At 67.8% G+C, this 19,383-nt stretch carries 16 protein-coding genes and 1 tRNA gene; 5 read left to right on the top strand and 12 right to left on the bottom strand.

Annotation, left to right across the window (positions count from 1 at the left end; translation table 11 throughout):
• Positions 1-4 precede the first annotated feature (4 nt).
• From ABDZ81_RS15625 to ABDZ81_RS15615, 3 genes are all read right to left on the bottom strand, one after another.
• Complete coding sequence (locus ABDZ81_RS15625) at positions 5-202, bottom strand: hypothetical protein (protein ID WP_343774961.1); 198 nt, start codon at positions 200-202, stop codon at positions 5-7.
• A 68-nt stretch (positions 203-270) separates the two neighbouring features.
• Positions 271-4,158 (bottom strand): glycoside hydrolase family 97 N-terminal domain-containing protein, encoded by a 3,888-nt coding sequence (locus tag ABDZ81_RS15620; RefSeq protein ID WP_343774960.1) that lies wholly within the window; start codon positions 4,156-4,158, stop codon positions 271-273.
• Between the two features lie 135 nt (positions 4,159-4,293).
• Entirely contained in the window at positions 4,294-5,985 is a 1,692-nt protein-coding gene (locus tag ABDZ81_RS15615) for a Na+/H+ antiporter NhaC family protein (RefSeq protein WP_343775312.1), read from the bottom strand.
• A 247-nt stretch (positions 5,986-6,232) separates the two neighbouring features.
• On the opposite strand from ABDZ81_RS15615, the gene ABDZ81_RS15610 reads away from it, so the two are divergent.
• Complete coding sequence (locus ABDZ81_RS15610; RefSeq protein WP_343774959.1) at positions 6,233-6,925, top strand: DUF5518 domain-containing protein; 693 nt, start codon at positions 6,233-6,235, stop codon at positions 6,923-6,925.
• A gap of 22 nt (positions 6,926-6,947) precedes the next feature.
• Here ABDZ81_RS15610 and ABDZ81_RS15605 read toward each other — a convergent pair whose 3' ends face one another.
• Together ABDZ81_RS15605 and ABDZ81_RS15600 are read right to left on the bottom strand one after the other, a co-directional pair.
• Complete coding sequence (locus tag ABDZ81_RS15605) at positions 6,948-7,667, bottom strand: class I SAM-dependent methyltransferase (RefSeq protein ID WP_343774958.1); 720 nt, start codon at positions 7,665-7,667, stop codon at positions 6,948-6,950.
• A 24-nt stretch (positions 7,668-7,691) separates the two neighbouring features.
• On the bottom strand, positions 7,692-8,576 hold the full coding sequence (locus ABDZ81_RS15600) for an aldo/keto reductase (RefSeq protein ID WP_343774957.1): 885 nt from the start codon (positions 8,574-8,576) through the stop codon (positions 7,692-7,694).
• Between the two features lie 170 nt (positions 8,577-8,746).
• Here ABDZ81_RS15600 and ABDZ81_RS15595 point away from each other — a divergent pair.
• Together ABDZ81_RS15595 and ABDZ81_RS15590 are read left to right on the top strand one after the other, a co-directional pair.
• Positions 8,747-8,821 (top strand) — tRNA-Glu (locus tag ABDZ81_RS15595).
• 299 nt (positions 8,822-9,120) lie between these two features.
• The gene (locus ABDZ81_RS15590; RefSeq protein WP_343774956.1) at positions 9,121-10,467 is read left to right on the top strand and encodes an RNase J family beta-CASP ribonuclease; all 1,347 of its coding nucleotides are present in this window, start codon (positions 9,121-9,123) and stop codon (positions 10,465-10,467) included.
• A gap of 85 nt (positions 10,468-10,552) precedes the next feature.
• Here the strand turns inward: ABDZ81_RS15590 and ABDZ81_RS15585 are convergent, their stop codons facing one another.
• Together ABDZ81_RS15585 and msrA are read right to left on the bottom strand one after the other, a co-directional pair.
• Positions 10,553-10,729, bottom strand: coding sequence for a hypothetical protein (locus ABDZ81_RS15585; RefSeq protein ID WP_343774955.1), 177 nt, complete (start codon positions 10,727-10,729; stop codon positions 10,553-10,555).
• Between the two features lie 168 nt (positions 10,730-10,897).
• Positions 10,898-11,590 carry a peptide-methionine (S)-S-oxide reductase MsrA gene (msrA, locus tag ABDZ81_RS15580; protein WP_343774953.1) on the bottom strand — a complete coding sequence of 231 codons (693 nt, stop codon included), beginning with the start codon at positions 11,588-11,590 and terminating at the stop codon, positions 10,898-10,900.
• Between the two features lie 119 nt (positions 11,591-11,709).
• On the opposite strand from msrA, the gene ABDZ81_RS15575 reads away from it, so the two are divergent.
• Entirely contained in the window at positions 11,710-12,507 is a 798-nt protein-coding gene (locus ABDZ81_RS15575) for a VOC family protein (RefSeq protein WP_343774951.1), read from the top strand.
• Between the two features lie 103 nt (positions 12,508-12,610).
• Positions 12,611-13,855 carry a hypothetical protein gene (locus tag ABDZ81_RS15570; protein WP_343774950.1) on the top strand — a complete coding sequence of 415 codons (1,245 nt, stop codon included), beginning with the start codon at positions 12,611-12,613 and terminating at the stop codon, positions 13,853-13,855.
• Positions 13,856-13,931: 76 nt separating this feature from the next.
• Here the strand turns inward: ABDZ81_RS15570 and ABDZ81_RS15565 are convergent, their stop codons facing one another.
• From ABDZ81_RS15565 to ABDZ81_RS15545, 5 genes are all read right to left on the bottom strand, one after another.
• On the bottom strand, positions 13,932-14,153 hold the full coding sequence (locus ABDZ81_RS15565) for a YMGG-like glycine zipper-containing protein (protein ID WP_343774949.1): 222 nt from the start codon (positions 14,151-14,153) through the stop codon (positions 13,932-13,934).
• An 84-nt stretch (positions 14,154-14,237) separates the two neighbouring features.
• Positions 14,238-15,611, bottom strand: coding sequence for an MATE family efflux transporter (locus ABDZ81_RS15560; protein WP_343774947.1), 1,374 nt, complete (start codon positions 15,609-15,611; stop codon positions 14,238-14,240).
• Between the two features lie 81 nt (positions 15,612-15,692).
• Positions 15,693-16,166, bottom strand: a complete 474-nt coding sequence (locus ABDZ81_RS15555) for a hypothetical protein (RefSeq protein ID WP_343774946.1) — start codon at positions 16,164-16,166, stop codon at positions 15,693-15,695.
• Complete coding sequence (locus tag ABDZ81_RS15550; protein ID WP_343774945.1) at positions 16,163-18,646, bottom strand: penicillin acylase family protein; 2,484 nt, start codon at positions 18,644-18,646, stop codon at positions 16,163-16,165. Before ABDZ81_RS15550 ends, ABDZ81_RS15555 begins: the two co-directional genes overlap by 4 nt.
• A 74-nt stretch (positions 18,647-18,720) precedes the next feature.
• Positions 18,721-19,293, bottom strand: coding sequence for a DUF7978 family protein (locus tag ABDZ81_RS15545; RefSeq protein WP_343774944.1), 573 nt, complete (start codon positions 19,291-19,293; stop codon positions 18,721-18,723).
• Between the last annotated feature and the right edge of the window lie 90 nt (positions 19,294-19,383).

Genomic DNA, 19,383 nt, shown 5'->3' with positions numbered 1-19,383 from the left:
CCGGTCAGCACCGTTCTCCCAGATCCCGCCAGTCCGGCGGGTGCAACTGCACCTCGATCTCCATCGCGCAGCCCGGGCAGTAGAACGCGCCGCCGCGCTCGCCGGGCCGGAACTCCTCTGATTCGCCGTGCTCGGGGCAGCGAACCGTCACGCCGCGTTCCTCGCCGTCCGGTCGTTCGACCTCGAAGCGAGTGCTACTCATCACGCTGCGGGACGCGCCGCGAAAAGATAGGTGTTCGTCCGGTCGCGTCGCCGAGGCGTCGGGCGGCCCTACAGTTCGACGAACGGGAGCGTCGCCAGCTCGTCGGCCGAGTAGTCAAGCGCGTCGGACTGCGAGACGCCGTCGGGCGTGATCATGTCCATGATGAGCGGTGCGTTGCCGACTGCGCCGGCCTGCGCGCCGCCGAACGTGTCGCTGCCCGCATCTCCAGCCTGAACCCCTCGGAGCGTGCCGAAGTTCTCGGACTGGACCATCGGCACGACTTCCAGATCGGCTGCGTCGGCGCCGTCGAACGCTTCGCGAGAGATCCGGAGCGTGACGGTGTTGTTGTCGAGGTCGGCGGTCGTCGAGGGGTTGACGACGTTGCCGTCGTCGTCGGTCAGCGACGCCCCGCCCGCGTCGACGGCGCTCAGGGTGAACCCGCTGACTTCGAGGCGGTACTGCCACGGCGCCTCGAACGTGGCGTTGGCGCCCAGATCGTCGAGCGTTCCTTTCGTCCCGCCGCTCGCGCTCGGATCGCGCACCCACATGACGAACATCTGGGGCGAGAACCCGTAGTCGCCGCCGTACGCGTCGTAGAGGTTGTCGACCTCGAAGGTGAACCGGTAGAAGCTCGGCGTCTGTTCGACCGTCAGTTCCAGTAGGTCGAACGCGCCGTCCTGGAACGCCGAGGCCTTCGGGTAGGTGTACTCGCCGGGCCCGTAGTCGTCGCCCGAGGGGTCCGAGAGCGTCGTGACGACCTCGGGCGGGTTGACCGTCACGGTGTTCGACGCGAGCGTCTCGCCGTCGGCCGAGCGGACGGTCACGTCGTAGCTGCCCGTCTCGCCGATGGTGTACGGCACCGTGTCTGTCTCGCCCGAGGAGTTCGGCGGCAGGCGGACGTTCGCGGGCGCCACCACCTCGCCGTCGACGAGCACCTCGACGTTGGTGCCGCCGACGTAGTCGCCCTCGTTCTCGCCGGTGCCGGTGATGAACGGCTCCTGAACGAACGTCTCGTCCTGGATGTCGATCTGGATCTCCTGCTCGGGCGGTTCGTAGGTCGGCAACTTCTTGCGCTCTTTCTTGTCGGCCGGCCGAAGTCGGATCGCGGTGCCGCCCGACCCTGCCATCGACGCCAGCACGGTCGTGTCGGCGTCGACGAGCACCTCGTCGATCCGCACGTCCGCGAGGTTCTCGTCGTAGTCGGCATCGGCGCCGTCCGAGTAGATCTCGGCGACGTACGGCTCGCGTTCCTCCTTCTTTTTTCCGTGCTTATCGTGGCCTTTGCCCTCGCCTTTGTCGTGGCCTTTGCCGTTCTTTTTCTCGTGTCCCTTTCCGCGACCGTCGCTACGATTCTTGTCGTGGCCCTTGCCACGGCCCTTTTCGTGGCCTTTGCCTTTCTTACGGCCATTCCCCTTGCCGGGACCGCGGGGGTGATCGTCGTCCCCGTCCGGGCCCTCCCAGTCCTCGTCGAGGAAGCCCAGCGGGACGTCGAGCGCACGGCCGTACTCGTCGGTCATCGCGCCGACGAACCACTCCTCGCCGCTCTGCCGTGCGGTGACGGAGTAGTCGCCGATCTCGGCGTCGAGCACCGCCGTGTCGTCCCACGCCGCCGGGACGTCCTCGATAAACTGGAACTCGGGAACGGTGGGACCGCGGATCGGGTCCTCGTCGGGTTCGGGCATCGACGCGCCCGTCTCGGTGACGGCGATCGAGTCGAGGTTGAACCCGCCCGAGTCCGCGTCGGTCAGCGCGATCGCGACTTCGTTGTCGCCGGCGCCCAGTTCGATCGTCGTCGAGACCGACTCCCAGGTGTCCCAGTAGTACGTCGGCGGGAACTCGACCTGCGCGCGCTTCTTGCCGTCGACCAGCACGGTCGCGGTTCGGGCGACGTCGGCCGGCACGGCGTTGTTCTCCTCGTCGCTGGCGTACCGGAGGTGGAGGACGTACTCGCCGCCCTCGTCGACGTCCTCGACGGTCCACGACGCCGTCGATCCGGGGTCGACGCTGTTGGGATCAAACTCGACGTACTGCTCGCCCTGCGCGTTGGCCCAGCTCGCGGCCGTCCCAAGGCCGTCGAGGTCGGCCCACTCGGCCTGCGCGACGTCGCCGACCCCCAGCGTGGCAGGCTGCTCGGCGAGATACGAGCTCGGCAGATCGGCGGCCATCTGCAGGCCGCTGAAGTACGTCGGGTACATCGCGAGCTGCTTGGCCCGCGTCGACTCGATGCCGCCGGAGCCCGAGTCCATGTCGAAGATGCCCGGCGTGTACTCGACGGGACCGCCGAGCATCCGAGTGAACGGGAACGTGACGTGGTGCTCGGGACTGACGAAGCCGAAGGAGTCGTACTCCTGGCCTTTGACGCCCTCCCGGGTCATCAGGTTGGGGTACGTCCGGCGGCGCCCCGTCGGGTGGATCGGCTCGTGGACGTCGAGCATCTGGCGGTTCGCAGCGGCGGTTTCGGCGACGAGCGTGTGGTGGTTGACAAGCACCTGGTTGTGGTGGTTGTGGCCATCGCCGGCCAGATCGCCCGCGTCGGCGACGTAGCCGTTCTTGATCGTCCGGATGCCCAGGTCGTCGTACAGCGAGAACGCCTCGTCGAGCTGGGACTCGTAGTTCAGGAAGTCGCCCGCCGTCTCGTTGTGCATCGTCATCTGGGTCGGCTCGTCCAGGCTCGGCCCGTAGTCCGTGACCTCCTCGAGATCGAAGTCCGGATACGAGTCCGTGTACGAGAAGGCGCTTCCGTCGCCCGGATAGCTCGACCAGCCCTGGTTCCAGCCCTCGATGAGCACGCCGGGGATGCCGTGCTCGCTGGCGAAGTCCATGTACAGCTTCGCGCGGCCGGTCTGGGCGCCGTGGTTCCCGACGTGATCCCCCGGCGGATCGGCGTCGGGGTTGAACTGGTCGGTGTTCGGGTTGTACTCCCAGTCCGCGCGCCCGGTGATCATCAGCCACCAGACGCCGATGAACTTCTGGGGGTCGATCCAGTCGACGCCCTGCTCGAACACCTCGGGATCGTAGTCCTCGTTGAGATTCAGGTTGAGGCTGGACTCGATCAGTTCGCCGGGGCGCGTCCCGACCTGGAACGTCCGCCACGGCGTCACGTGTGGCGCCGACGCCTTGACTTTCTCTCCCTCGGGCAAGGGCGCCAGCGTCGACTCCATCTGCGTCGTTCCCTCGCCCTGGGGCGCGATCCCCAGCGAGGCGTAGTCGTCGAGGTTCGCCTCGTGGACGCCGACGTACAGCCCGTCGTCGGTTTCGAGCGTCATCGGCGTGTGGACGCCGTCGCCGCCCGCGGCGGCGACGGTCTGGTTCTGTAGCGCCGACGCGATCTCCGACAGCTGGGTCTCCTCGTACTCGTACTCGAAGCTGTTCCAGTCGTTCTGGATCCACCACGACGTGTAGTCGCCGGCGAAGTTGTACTCCGTCCGCTCGGACGTGATCACGAAGTCGCCGAACTCGTCGCCGAAGACGAACCGGAAGCCGAAGCCGTCGTCGAACGCGCGCAGTTCGAGCGTGCCGGATCGCCCGTCCCCCATCTCTTCGAGACCGATCCGGAGCTCGTTGTAGTGCTCCCGGATCTCGTCGTACCGGTCCCAGACGGGTTCCCACGTCGTGTCGACCGTCGATCGTTCGGTCCCGGTGACCGAGACGCCCTCGCGGAACGTCGGCTGGTTCTGGAACTCGAACCCGAGCGCCGAGTCTCCCACGACCGTCGTTCCCTCGTACACGAGGTCGTAGCTCGGAACCCCGTCGGCGACGTCGACCGTCACCTCGACGCACCCGTCCGGCGACCGGACCGTCTGGACTGGCGAGTCGTCTCCCCCCGAAACCTCCGCAGCGACATCCTCGGGCACGGACGCCGAGTACGCCGAGGCGGCAAGCAGCGACGCCATACCGCCGACGAATCCGCGCCGGCCGATCCCTGCGCTTTGTTGCTCGTTATTTTCGTCGAACATCACGTGTGGATGGGAGGAATTATACTGATAAATGTATCTATCAATGAGGAAAATTTTCAACAATAATGTCAGGATCTATCGTCTCCCGGGAGTGTCGCGAGTCGGAACGACGCTATCGAACTCGGAAAGACCTCGTCAGCCACCGAGCGCCGCGAACACGAACACGAGCGCGACGTACGACACGACGATGCCGACCGCGACCATCGGAACCGTCTCGAAGAGGTCGTAGCTGCCGTTGTTCGTGTCGGACGCGCCTCTCTCCGCGCGATCGACGTCGACTTCGCCGGATTCGATGGCCTCGGCGGTCGGCATCACCTCTGGGAGGCCTTTGCGACGAGCGTCGATCTTGTTGAGCGCCAGCACCGCCGCGGCGGTCAGGACGAACGCGAGCGGCAGCGCGACGATGGGGCTCCGGAGGCCCAACCCGTACAGGACCAGGACGACCATCGTGGCGCCCGCGGCGGTCGCGGCGAACGGCACCTGCGTGTTCACGTGGTCGATGTGGTCCGAGCCCGCGAAGATCGAGGACATGACGGTGGTGTCGCTGATCGGCGAACTGTGGTCACCCCAGATCGCGCCGCCGAACAGCACGCCGATCAGCACCGGGAGCACCGAGGGGCCGACCAGTTCGTAGCCCAGCGGGATCGCCAGCGGCGTCAGGATCGCCATCGTCCCCCAGGACGTACCGGTGGTGAAGGCGACGAACATCGCCGCGATGAAGATCAGCAGGGGCAGGAACCCGCCGGGGATGCCGCTGCCGACCAGCACGTCGACGATGTACTGTGCGGTGCCGACCTGCTCGGCGGCGTAGCCGATCGCCCAGGCGAGCACGATGATCGCCAGCGCGATCATCATCGTGTTGAACCCGTCGATGATCGTCTCGCTGGCCTCCTCCAGATCCATCGTCCGGTAGGCCAGCGACCCGACGAACCCGGTGACCATGAACGCGAACGCGCCGTACAGCAAGCCGAGCGCGACGTCGGTCTCCTGGAACGCCTCGGCGAGGTCGACGCCGGGCTGGTGGCCGCCGCCGAGATACCACATCGAGACGAGCCCGACGACGAGTAGGACGATGATCGGGACGAAGAAGTTCACGAGCGTCGGATTCTTCTCGCTGGGCTCGCCGACGTCGGCCGAGACGTCAGACAGCGGCGTGGCGTCCTCTCGGATCGTCCGCCCGGTCGAGCGCGCCCGCCACTCGGCGTCGAGCATCGGCCCGAAGAAGCGCTGGGTGATCGCGATGAACCCGACCATGAAAAACGCCATGAAGCAGTAGAGGTTCCACGGGATCGACTGCAGAAACAGGCCGAACGCCGTCACGCCCAGTTCGCTCGCGGTGAATTCCGCGGCCTCGAAGCCGGCGATGATCATCGACACCTGGAACCCGATCCAGTTCGAGACGGGGCCGAACGTCGTCACCGGCGAGGTCGTCGAGTCCAGCACGTACGCGTGCATCTCGCGCGACGAGCGGTTCTCCTGGGAGAGCTCTCGCGTCGCGTTGCCCGTCACGACCGTGCTCGTATACGAATCGAAGAAGATGAACACGCCGATCAGCCACGTGAGAATCTGGGACTCGCGGGCGGTGTCGACCCGATCCCCGATCCACCGCTCGAGTGCGAGGATCCCGCCGGAGCGGTAGATGAACGCCGCCCCTGCGCCCATGAACAGGATCAGGATGATGAACTTCGTGTCGAACGGCGACCGGACGACCGCGACGAGCCAGTCCATCGTCAGCGCCGTGGCGGCGATCGGGTTCCAGCTCGCGACCAGCAGCGCGCCGATCCAGACCCCCGCGAACAGCGACACCAGCACCTGCCGGGTCGTCATCGCGAGCACGATCGCCAGGACCGGCGGCGCCAGCGCGAGGATGCCGAAGTGCTCGGACATGCTAGAGCGTCGAGCTATTCAACTAATAATTATTATTGTTGTTCGGGAGCCCGCTGGCGACGTCCGGTTGCAGAATCGTTGCCAACGGGCCGGCCCTTCGAGAGGGACGCCCCCCGAGCCGGGGCGCGACTTCAGAGCTTGAAACTCCGATCGTCGTTTTACGTTGTAGGCCGTACAACGTGGAGATATGGAGCCTACTACGCAGACCGAGAACCACGACTCGCCGCGCGTCGAGGGATCGGGCGCGCTAAATGCCATCTTCGACGCGATCGTCGCACTGCTGATCGCCGTCCCCGGCCTCGGCGCGGCGTCGGCGGGCGTCGCCGTCTATCGATCCGCCGACGCCGCGACGGCCGAGGAGATCGTCGCCGAACTGGAGGTCACGGCGACGACGATGACCGACGCCGAGCTGGTCGACGCGATCCACAGTCTCATGGTCTGGGGCGGGCTCGGCCTCGCCGTGACGGGCGCCGTCCTCGTCGTCGCCGGCATCGCGTTCGCCGCCTACTCGCGCCGAGTGCGGCGCCGCCTGGAGGGGACCGGCCTCGTGATCGACGACCGGATCGTCCTCGCCGTCGTCGGGGCGGTCGTCTCGGCGGTCACCTCGTTCGTCCCGTTCTCGCCGCTGGTCGGCGGCGGCGTCGCGGGCTACGTCCGGCGAGGGTCGTCCGGCGACGCGCTGCGGATCGGCGCGCTGGCCGGGATCGCGCTCGCGGCCCCCTACGCGCTCTTGCTCGTCTTTCTTGCGGGCGGCGCGTTCGCCGCGAACGCCGTCACGCTCGGGCTGCTGATCGTCGCCATGCTGGCCATCTCGAGTGCGATCACCGTCGTCCTGAGCGCGATCGGGGGATACGCGGGATCGGCAATCGCCGATCGCTGAGCGCGCTGTCGGATGCGGTCGCTCAGTCGGGCCGTCGGAACGCCAGGCTGTACATCTCGCCGACCCGCTCCTCACCGATGTCGTCGACGATTCGGTCGGCTCGGGTCACGAGCCGGTCGGCATCTCTTTCCGGAAGCCCCGCAGCGCGCGAGCGTACCGCCGCGGCGTGGGCGTCGAGATGACTTTCTGTCCAGGGAACCGGATCGAGCAGCGTCCGCTTCCGGTCGAACGTCCAGCCGTACCCCTCGAACAGCCGCCGCAGCGCGGCCGCCGGGTAGAACGCCAGCGCGGGCCGTCCCTCGGCGAGTTGCGAGGCGGCGTTCTCGACGGCGAACAGCTCTCGCACGTCGGCGTCGGCCGGTAACGGCTCGTAGTCGTCGACGACGAGGTGACAGCCCGGCGTCGCGACGCGGGTCACCTCGGTCGCGATGGCGTCGAGCGACGCCGGCGGAACCACGTTGAACAGCCCGTGGGCCGTGATGATGTCGACGGTGTCGTCGACCAACGGGAGCTCCCTGAGATCGGCTTCGAGCGCGACGCTTCGATCCGGATCGTCACGGGCCACGCGCTCGCGAACAGTTCGCGCGTGCTCGGCGTCGTTCGTCACCGCGTAGACGCGCTCGGCACCCGCTGCGAGCAGCCCCGCGGTCGCGTTGCCGACGCCGGCGCCGGCCTCCAGGCAGGTCGCACCGTCGACCGACTGGTCCTCCAGCGCCGTCGCGACCGTACTCGGAACGTCCATGACTGTCCTCGTCTCCTCGCGCCGTCAGTGGTGGAGCTGCTCGGGCACCGGACTGTCGTCGTGGCGCGCCCGCTCGATCAGCGAACGCTGGGCGGCCTCGTCCATTCCGTCGAACCGCTCGGCGGCGTCGAGGACCATCGCGACGAGCTTCGGATCGCCGGGCGTGATGACGCTCGTCAGTCCCTGCGCGGCGGCGAAATCGAAGCGCTCGCGGATCGTGTCGGGATCGTCGACCGGCTGATACCAGTTCGCGTACGGCCGGTCTTCCTCGGGCAGTTCGTCGGTCGGGGGCCACGTTCCGCCGGCGAACGCCTTGATGCCGAGCGTGCCGATGTCCTCCGATTCGGCGCGTTCGAGTACGGCCTCGTAGTCGTACTCGTCGCCGTCCTTGCCGGCGACGACGGGGTTCATCGGGAACATCAGCGAGTCGAGATCGTCGATGCGCTCGATCGCCTCGAGGATCAGCTGCGGGTCGCCGTGGCTCGTCAGCCCGATGTGATCGACTTTACCCTCGCTCCGGGCGTCGCGGATCGCTTCGAGCGCGCCGCCCTCGCCCGTGATCTCGTCGAGTTCGTGCTCGTACTCCAGCCCGTGGATCTGGTACAGCTCGACGTGGTCGGTTCCGAGCCGGTTCAGCGACCGATCGAGCTTGCGCGCCGCGCCCTCGTAGTCGCGCTTCTGTGTCTTGCACCCGAGGAAGATCTCCTCGCGGTGCTGGCGGAGCTTCGGGCCGAGCTTCAGCTCGGCGTCGCCGTACTCCGGCGCCACGTCGAAGTGGTTGACGCCGCGATCCAGCACGAGTTCGATCATCTGGTTCGCGCCCTCCTGTTCGAGCCAGTTGAGCGCGATGGCGCCGAACGTCGCGACGGAACTGTCGTGGCCGGTCTCTCCCAGCGGTCGTGTTTGCATACCGACGTGGTAGGTCCGGAGTCGCATAAGCGTGGCCGCCGCGAGTTCGAGAGATTCCTGCTGGGCGCCCCTCCGTCCCACGATACCCGGCCCCAATGTTCGATCGAAACGCAACTGTTAAACGTATCTCGTCGCTACGAAAGGATGCGTACCTGAGAGGGTACAGGTAAGCTCCGTTGGTGTAGTCCGGCCAATCATCTTGCCCTCTCACGGCAAGGACCAGGGTTCGAATCCCTGACGGAGCACTTCTCTCGAAGCAAATTCGCGAGCGACCGGTGTGTGGCGACTGCCACCGAGAGTTGGCTGCTGTCCGACGGAACTCGCCCTGGTCGAGCGTCCACAGCCAACATCCCGAACTATTTACGTCGGGCTCCCCGACTCACACGTAACCGAAACACGCGTCGTCCCCGAGAAGGGCGTGGGGCTGACGAGTCGCTCGTCGCGTTCGCGCGGTCGACCTCCGAAGCGCCGTATCACGCTCTGCTCTCCTTCACAAGGCGTACTCTGCGACGGGTTCTGGGACTGCTCTGATCGGACCCGACCTATGGAAATCGAAATCGCAACTATTGGCGGCTACGAGGAAGTCGGTCGACAGATGACCGCAGTCCGTGCCGGCGGCGACATCGTCGTCTTCGACATGGGACTGAACCTCTCGAAGGTACTGATTCACGACAACATTCAGGTCGAGGGCATGCACTCCCTCGATCTCATCGACATGGGCGCCATCCCGGACGACCGGATCATGAGCGACCTCGAGGGCGACGTGAAGGCGATCGTTCCCACGCACGGCCACCTCGATCACATCGGGGCGATCGGCAAGCTGGCCCACCGCTACGACGCCCCGATCGTCGCCTCGCCGTTCACGCTCGAACTCGTCAAGGAGGAGATCCAGGACGAGGGGAAGTTCGACGTCCAGAACGATCTCGTGGAGATGGAGCCCGGCGAGACGATGGGCATCGGAGAGCGCTGCGAACTCGAGTTCGTGAACGTCACGCACTCGATCATCGACGCGATCAACCCGGTGCTGCACACGCCGGAGGGCGCGGTGGTCTACGGGCTGGACAAGCGCATGGACCACACGCCGGTCATCGGCGACCCGATCGACATGAAGCGGTTCCGCGAGATCGGTCGCGAGGGTGAGGGTGTCCTCTGTTACATCGAGGACTGCACGAACGCCAACAAGAAGGGCCGCACGCCCAGCGAGAACGTCGCCCGCGAGCACCTGCGCGACGTGATGCACAGCATCGAGGACTACGACGGCGGCATCGTCGCGACGACGTTCTCCAGCCACATCGCGCGCGTCTCCAGCCTCGTCGAGTTCGCGAAAGAGATCGGCCGCGAACCAGTACTCCTCGGTCGATCGATGGAGAAGTACTCCGGCACCGCCGAGCGCATCGGCGCCGCGTCGTTCCCCGACGACCTCGGGATGTTCGGCCACCGCAAGTCCGTCGATCGGACGTTCAAGCGGATCATGAACGAGGGCAAGGAGAACTACCTGCCAATCGTCACCGGCCACCAGGGCGAGCCCCGCGCGATGCTCACCCGAATGGGTCGGGGCGACACCCCCTACGAACTCGACGACGGCGACAAGGTCATCTTCTCGGCGCGAGTGATCCCGGAGCCGACCAACGAGGGGCAGCGCTACCAGTCCGAGAAACTGCTGGGCATGCAGGGCGCCCGCATCTACGACGACATCCACGTCTCGGGCCACCTCCGACAGGAGGGTCACTACGAGATGCTCGACGCGCTCCAGCCCCAGCACGTCATCCCCGCCCACCAGGATATGGGCGGGTTCTCCGGCTACGTCGACCTCGCCGGCAACCAGGGGTACAAGCTCGGGCGGGATCTCCACGTCACGTCGAACGGTAACACGATCCAGCTCGTGGAGTAGGTCCGCGGAGTCACAAACGGCTCCACGGGAGAAGATCCGCTACTGCGAGCCGGAAGATGGCGACGCACCGTGGCGGCCGAACCGTCTACTCTTCGGGTTCCCCGTACGGCCCGCGGTCGCCGCCGAACCCCTCCTCCATCATCTCGCACTCGCCGTTCGCGTTGATCAGGATCCGCCCCTGGTAGCCACAGGAGCCGTTGCTGTTGAACTTGCAGCGCGTGCACCGACACTCGACGGCTTTTCCGGAGTTTCGCTGACCCATGCTGTCATCTAGCAAGCCCGGTGGTTTACCTCTGTCCCCGCGGCGGCGTCGACGCTCGATCTCGACGGCTTCCGGCAGCGTCGTCACGCAGCGGCGCGATGCCGTGCTTCGGCGTCGGCCGGCGGTGACGCAGTTGCTCGGTATCGCTCCGAACGCCGTCGCCCGCGGTCAGAACCGGCGTCGAAGCTCGTCGATCACGGTGGGCGGGAGATCGAGGTCGGCGAGCAGGGCGTCGCGGCGTTCCGGATCGCCGTGGCCGGCGACGAACCCGTTGAGCCGCGCGGCGATTGTCGAATCCACGAACGCGTCGCCGTACAGCTCCGCGAGCTCGTCGCCGACGACCGGCGTCGACCGCAGTTCGTACTTCTGATGGTAGTCCTCGGCGAGGTAGAACTCGTCGAGCCTCTCGACGTCGGTCGCGACCGTCTCGCCGGTTCGCTCGGCCAGTTCGTCGCGACGCCGCTGCGCGGCTTCGTACTGCTCGTCGTCGTGTGCGAGGACGACGCCCCGGTACTGGCGTTTGCGAGCCGACGAGTTCCACGCGTGGTTCGACCAGAACGCGTCGAGCAGGTCGTCGTACGCCAGTTTCTCGGGATCGTACTCGATCTGGACGACCTCCGTGTGATCGCCCAGCGAGTGGTACGTCGGATCGGCCGTCGTCCCGCCGGCGTAGCCGACTCGTGTCCGGACGACGCCCTCGACCGCGCCGAACCGTGCGTCCGGGCCCCAGAAACAGCCCATCCCGAACGTCGCCGTTCGGGTCTCGCTCGGCGTCGGTGCCCCGCTCTCGCCCGCCGCCGATGCCGCGTTCTCGGCCGGCGACCGGAGCGCCAGTTCTCGGGTCGCGCTCGTACGGTCCATACGCGTCTCTGGGTCCGCGCGGATTTCCGTGCTTCGCCCCCGCATTGGTATCCGTCGAAGCGGGCGATCAGCTGTCCGCGTTCACCACGTTTTTGCCCGCCACCGTCGTAGAAACGCGCATGGACGGAACGCTGGACCACGTCATGATGCGCGTCGAGGACCTGGAGGAATCGCTGGAGTGGTACCAGACTCACCTGGACTACGAGGAGAAGGATCGCCACGAGGGCGACGACTTCACCATCGTCTATCTCGGCCCCGAGGAGATGCACGAGGAGGGCGCGATGCTCGAACTCACCCACAACGAAGGTGAGAGCGACCTCGAACTCGGCGACGCCTGGGGTCACATCGCGGTGCGCGTCCCCGAGGGCGAACTCGAATCGTACTACGAGCAGCTGATGGACGAGGGCGTCGACGACTACCGCGACCCCGAGTCCTGCGGCGGCAGCTACGCGTTCGTGAAGGACCCCGACGGCCACGAGGTCGAGATCGTCCAGCGCGACCCCGATCAGGGGGCGCTGTGGTCGCTCGACCACACGATGATCCGCGTCGAGGACGCCGACGACGCGCTGGGCTTCTGGACCCGGAAGTTCGAGTACGAACACACCGGGCGCTGGGAGTCCGACACGTTCGCCAACTACTTCATGAAGCCCGAGGACGCCGCGCCCGAGGCGATGGCCGTCGAGCTCACCTACAACTACGACGGCCGGAGCTATGATCTGGGCGACGCCTGGGGCCACCTCTGCGTCCGGATCGACGACCTGCACGAGGACTGGGAGCAGCTCATGGTCCGAGAAGCCGCCGACTACCGCGACCCCGAGAGCTGCGACGACATGTACGCGTTCACGAAGGACCAGGACGGCCACGAGATCGAGCTGCTGGAGCGCGACCCCGACGCCGACTCGCTGTTCCCGTTCTGATCGGCCCCGACTCGCAGTTCCCGTCTGATCGACGCCCGCGCTGCGGCGTCGACGCTCTCCGTTCGCGGTAGTTTGATTACGCTGCCCCAGAAGCGTCTGTAGCATGACAGCCGCGGCGGGGTCGATGACCGAACCCCACGTGCTCGCCCACGCGAAGCGTCGCCTCTTTCCCGACGACGAGGACCGGCGGGGCTACGCGGTCGTCGATACGCAGTTCGGGCAGGAGCGCTGGATCGCGGACGAGCCGATCGACCCGGCGATCCGCGAGACGCTCGCGCCGTTCAACCACATCCGCGTCGGGACGGGCTATCCCGACCTGGTCGGCGTCCGGACGCTCGACGACGAGTGGCTCGCGGCCGACCGCCTCGGCGACGACCCGCCGCTGGTCGCGATCGAGGCGAAGGGGCGGACCGAGGGCGGCCGCGTCGACGTCGAGCGCGGCGTCGTGCAAGCGTACGACCGGCTCCACGAGGCCAACGCCGCGTACGTCGCGGCGCCGACACCGGCGATCTCGCAGTCGGCGCGGACGCTCGCCAGCGAACTGAACGTCGGCGTCCTCGGCGTCGACGCCGACGGCGTCGTCGAGCCGATCGAGCGGCCGCGGGTCGTGGGCAACTGCACCACGAGCGAGACCGACGCGATCCGCTTCCAGGCGAGCGCGCAGGGCGTCGCCGACCGGTCGTTCTCCCTGAATCATCCGAAGAACTACCTCGCGTACCCGCTCGCCGTCTATCATCGGCAAGATACCGAGTCGGTCGTCGCACAGCGAGTCGTCGGCGCGGTCGAGGGCGCTCGACAGGGTGCCGAATTTCTCGATCTCGTCGACGTGACGCCGACGCGGACCGAGCTGACGCCGCTGGGCCGGGAGGTCGTTCGGTTCGCGCTCCGCGAGTACGGGTCGGCCGATGCCGCGCTCGACGCGTTCGACGACTGGAAGGGCTCTCGCCGGCGCTTCTGTGACGCGGCGCCGCGGTGGGGACAGCTCGCGCGCCGCGTCGTCTACGCGTACCCGGCGACGCAGTTGCTCGTCGAGGAGATTCAACATATGCACGAGGACGGCGTTGAGACGCCGACACTGGTCGAACTCGTTACGTACCTCCACGAGCTCCACCCCTCGCTTACGGTCGAACTGTTCGTCCGCGGCACCGACGACGTCCGGAGCCGGGTGCTGGGCCCCGACGGCGAGTTGCGGACCGAGCCGCTCTCGACGGGCGAGACCTACCACTCGCCGACCGTGTTCCAGCTCAAGGCGATGCTGTACCACGCCGGCATCCTGACCGATCGCGGCGCCGAGCCGTCGAACCTCGATCCCGAAACGGACGTCTGGGCGCTTCGCGATCCGGTCTAACCGCCGAACGCCGGACGTACCGGACGGTATCGAGCCGATTCGTCGAAGAAACCCGTCGAGTTTCGGCAGCCGCGCGTCAGTCCGAGCTTTCGGACTGTCGCTTCTCGGTCACTTCCTTGACTCGCGACTCCACGCCGACTCGCTTCTCGCCGATCGTCGCGCCGACCAAGGCGCCCAGTGCCGCGCCCGTGCTGGCGCTGTTTTTGCTGAACAGTCCGCCGATCGCGGCACCGATACCCGCGCCGACCGCGGCGTGGCGCGCTCGACTGAGCGCCCGCTTGATCCGTTTGGATTCCATACCACCACGTTCGTCGCCGAGAGGAATAAACGTACCCGTCGGACGACCTATCGGCGAGACGAATACCATCCGTCCTCGCGTCCGTCAGTCGGACGTCCCGGCGCGCTCGGCCATCATCGACGCCGCGGTGTCGGCCCAGTCGCCCCAGCGGAACCCCGCGGTGACGACGAGCGCCCACCAGGCGTAACACAGCAGCATCCCGGCGTACACCCCCGCGAGTCCGTAGTCGAACGTGACGCCGGCGAGATAGGAGAAGCCGAGCATGAACACGACCGTCCCCGAGAGGTTGGCGTAGAACGGCGTTCTGGTGTCGCCGGCACCCCGCAGGCTTCCCGCGAACGGGAAGAAGATCCCGAAGAAGAACATCGAGACGCCGAACACCCCCGCGAACGTGGCGGCGTACCGGCGGGTCGCGGCGTCGCTGGTGAACGCGCCCGCCAGCGGGTCGGCGCCCGCGACGAGAACGATCCCGGCGCCCCCGAGCGTGAGGAGGCTCAGCGCGGCGATGGCCCGCCCTTCGAAGCGCGCCCGGGCCGGCTCCGATTCGCCCAGCGACTGGCCGACCACGATGCTCGCGGCGACGTTGTACGAGCGGTACAGCGGTCCGGCGACCTGCTGATAGATTCGGCGGCCGATGTGATACCCGGCGTTGACGTCCGTCCCGAAGGTGAGCAGCAGGGCGTTGAAGGGAAAGTTCGCGAGCGACGTGCTCATCCCCTCGGCGAAGTTCGGCAGGCTCACCGCGACGAGCTGGCGCGCGATCGTCGGGTCGGTCGGCCGCCGCAGGACTGGATCGGTCCGATCGCTGAGAAACGCCAGCGCGAACGCGACGGCCTCGAACGTCCTGCTGACCGCGGTCGCGACGCCGACGCCGACGACGCCCAGTTCGGGCAGGGCGCCGATACCCAGGCCGAGACCGACCGTACCGGCGATGTTGAACCCGTTCGCGGCGATGTTGACGAGCATCGGCGTCCGCGTGTCGCCGGTCCCCTGGAGCGAGCGAGCGCTCACGAGGCCGACGATGCGCATCGGCGCCGCAGCGAATACGATCGCGAGGTAGGTGCCGCCCATCGCGACGACCTCGGGGTCGGCGCCCAGCAGCGCGATCAGCGGCCGGGCCGCGACGATCCCGAGCGCGACCAGGGGAATCCCCACCAGAAAGCCGAGCAGCAGCGCCTGGCTGATCGCCTGATCGCGCGCGTCGGCGTCGTCCCGGCCGGTGTCCTGACTGGAGAGGGCGATCGCACCCGAGCCGAGCCCGAGCCCCGCACGGAGCGGGAACTGGGCGTACAGGTCGGCCAGCCCGACCGCGGCGACCGCGGCCGGCGAGAACAGCCCCGTGACGATGACGTCGACCGTCCGCATCAGCGTGTTGAACGTCTGTTGGACGGCGATCGGCCATGACAGCGCGATCGTGCGCCGCCAGACCGACAGCACGCGCGCTCGGAGGCCGTCCATACCAACTTCGAAGGCTCATTCCTCGAATTAGTGTAACGGTCCCGGATGCGATGACTGGGTTTCGGCCCGGTCGTCAGCGATTCAGACGATCCCGCGCGCCAGCGATCCCAGCAGCGGCAGCCCGATCCCGGCACCGACGGTGACGAAGACGATCGGTCGCATCTCGGGGACGAGCAGCGCCGCGTCGCCGATCGAGACCGCGAACGCCACCAGCACGAGGACGCCGAACGCCAGCGCGTACGCGGCGCCGCGCCGGACGCTGGGCGCGACGAGCGCGACCAGCGCGCCGCCCAGCACGAGGCCGATCCAGTGGAGCCACGCGAACAGGAGTCCGAACGCTGCCGCGCCGGCGAGCGCGACGGCGTGGAATCGCCGCCGCGTCCGCGCCTGATCCAGAGCGTCGCGAAGCCGATCTCCGGTTCCGCCCGATGCCGTTTCGGCGTCGCTCGGTTCCGATTCGTCGTCGCGTGCCGTCGCTTCGGCGTCGCCCGGTGCCGTCTCGGCGTCACGCGATCGAACGCTCGCTTCCTCCCCACCCCGATCGCTCGAACTCACGACGACTCACACTCGAACGCCACGGTCTCCTCGCCCTCGATCGTCCGATCCATCGACTTCTGGTCGTTGTCGAGCCAGCGTTCGAACTGGTCGTCGTAGTGCTCGGAGAAGTAGTCGCCCGAGTTTCCGCCGGGCAGGATCGCCGTGGCGTCCCCACCCGGCTCGACGACCATGCGCCAGCTCGATCCGACCGCCGAGTCGACGCGGTAGTTCTTGACCGTCGCCGGCGACCCGTCGGCCGCCAGCCCGTCGTAGTTCAGGAACGGCGCCTGGGCGCCGAAGGGGTGGTCGATCGCCCGCGTCGAGTTCCAGACGCCGTACGTCGACCAGCCCTCGGCGTCGATCTCGTCGAGCGCCTCGCCAAGGGCGGCGACCATCGTCTCGGCGCGCAACCGGTCATCGTACAGCGCGCTGTCGTCCGATAGTGTCGCGAGCACCCAGTCGTTCGGGTAGTACGACTCGTCGAGATCAGCCTCGGAGAACGTGGGTTCGGCCGTCAGGCGGCGGAAATGGTCCATCCAGCGGGCGAACACCAGCGCCCCCCGCGAGTCCCGCGACATTCGGTAGTCCCACTCGTCGAGCGTGGCAGCGGCGTCGGCGAGCCGATCGCCGGCGTCTGGACTGTCGTTCACTGCGGCGAGCAGTTCGGGCACCAACTGCTCGGCGCGCCCGTCCCGAACGTCGTTCTGCAGGTCGCGGTGGAACTCGCGGTCGATCTGTTCGCCTTCGGCGACCGCGGCGTCGAGGCGCTCGTAGATCCGTGCGCCGCGGTACGGCGTCGCGTAGTCGGCGCCGATATAGTGTGCTGGGTCGTCCGCGACGCGCTGGTTAGCCGTGGCGAGCACGTCCGGGTCGATCGCGTGGGGCTTCTCCTCGAAGGGGACGAAGCCGTCCCACGAGGACTCGCCGAACGGCTCGAACCCTTCCCACTCGGCCTCGCCGGCCGAACCGTCGAAGATCCGATCGCCCCGAACTTCCTCGCCGTCGATCCGCCGGATCGGGAGCTTGCCGGTGGCGTAGTACATCGTTCGACCGTCGCTGTCGGCGTACACCAGATTCTGGGTCGGAAGGTCGAACTTCCGCGTCGACTCGCGCAGGTCGGCCAGCCCCTCGCTCCGGCCGAACTCCTCGATCGCCTCGGTCGTTCGCGTGGCGGTGTGGCCGGTCCACGCGACGCCGACGCGGCGCCCGTCGCGTTCGATCATCGGCCCGTGGACTGTCTTTTTGACGTCGAGCGTCCGATTCTCGGCGCCCGAAACCGCGATCTCGCGCTCCTCGATCTCGAACTCGCACCACTCGCCGCGGTAGCGGTAGCGCTCGCCCGCGTCGTCGACCTCGTAGCGGTAGCAGTCGAGCACGTCGGCGCCGACGTTCGTAAAGGACCAGACGCCGCCGTCGTTCGCGCCCGCGATGACGAACGGGACGCCGGGGAACGTCGCCCCGCGCACGGAACGCTCTGGCGTTTCGACGTGTTGCTCGTACCACACCGGCGGCGCCATCAGCGAGAGGTGGGGGTCGTAGGCCAGCAGCGGCGCCCCGCTCGCGGTGTGCTCGCCCGAGACCACCCAGCTGTTCGAGCCGACGCCGGTCGGCGTCTCGAACCCCGAGAGCCACGCGGTCAGGTCGGCGTCGATCGGGGCGGAATGCCCTGCATCGACCGGCTCGGAGCGTCCGGTAACGGCCGATTCGGAGCCTCTCGATGCCGCGGCGCTCCCGGCGTCTTGTCCGTCGCTTCCCTCGCTTCCACCGGTGCTCCCGACGTCCGCGCCGCCGACGCCGGCGGTCGACTCGCGGAGGATCGGCACGTCGTGGTCCAGCCGCCGCGGGAACAGCTCCGCGAACAGCTCCTCGTCGAGCCGCTCTCGAAGGAGCGCCCGCCGGAGTTCGACGAAGCTCCCCGTGAGATCCCACGAGATCTGCTTTTCCATCAGCATCGAGTCCGCGGGCGTCCACGGCCGGGGCTCGTAGCCCAGCAGCTCGTACTCCAGTTGCAGCTGCTCGCTCTCGAAGGCGGCGTTGACGCCGTCGGCGTACGCCTCGACGAGCGGGCCCGCGCGGGTGTCGGCGACGAGTTCCCAGGTCGCTTCGGCCGCTCCCGCGAAGTCCATCGCGACGTGGAACTCGTCGCTCTCCAGAGTAGCCTCGCCGACGACCTCCGAAAGCTGACCGCGCATCTGGCGTCGCTGAAGATCGAGCTGGAAGCCGCGGTCGAACGCCTGGACGTAGCCGACCGCGAAGTAGGCCGCGCGCTCGTCGTCGGCCTCGACGTGGGACACGCCGTCGTCGTCGACGCGTAGGCTCGCGTCGCCGTACGGGCTCTCGACCGCGTCGGGGAGCGACCGATCCGCGGCGTCCCAGGCGTCGCCCGACAGCGGCGCGAACTGGTCGAGCAGGTCGGACGCCGAGGACAGCGAGAGCCCGCCGACGCCGGCCGCGAGAACGCCCGTGAGCACGCCGCGGCGCGTGGTATCGTCTGGCACTACTGCTCTCGAAACGCCGGTACGTAATGATAATTTCGGTGAGTTATCGCGACCGGAAGCGAGTCCCGATCAGCTCACCGGCCGACCGCGGCGCCGAGTGCGCCGCCGAGGCCGCCAAGCACCGCCGGGTACACCGCGCCCGCCAGCAGCACCGCGGTGATCGCGTCGGGCGCGATGGTTCCGTCGCCGACCGCGTAGCCGAACGCGAGGAGGCCGATGACCGCCAGCGGGAGGTAGCCGACGGTGACGAGCGCGCCGGCCGTCGCGCCGTCCGCGGCTGTGGCGGCGCGCGAGAGTGTCGCGGCCACGACGCCCGCGCCGAGCAACAGGAGCGGCGGGACCAGAAACAGCAGCGCGAGCGAGCCGCCGTCGGCGTTCGCCACGAAGTTCCGGGTCTGGGTGCCGCCGAACCCGGGGATCTCGGTGTCGACGAAGTGGGCGTTGTAGAACAGCCACCCCACTCCCTTCCAGGCCGGGATCGGATCGCCGCCCAACAGATCGGCGACGAAATTGAACCCCTCGAAGCGCTCCTCGACGGAGCCGCGCTGGGTTACGTACGTCACCAGGTAGCCGAGCACGTACGCCGCGGCACCGAGCGCCGCGCCGAGTCCGATCGTCCGCCGGTCGATCCGCTCTGTGGTCGCCATGGCGGGACCTGACGCCACCGCGGGCATATAGCTGGTGGAATCGACACGGGCGTCGATCGTTCGTCGACCGATATCGGGATTAGATCCGAA

It is taken from the genome of Natronoarchaeum mannanilyticum (genome assembly GCF_039522665.1).
GTDB classification, from domain to species: domain Archaea; phylum Halobacteriota; class Halobacteria; order Halobacteriales; family Natronoarchaeaceae; genus Natronoarchaeum; species Natronoarchaeum mannanilyticum.
This window is presented reverse-complemented; position numbering and strand designations above follow the sequence as displayed.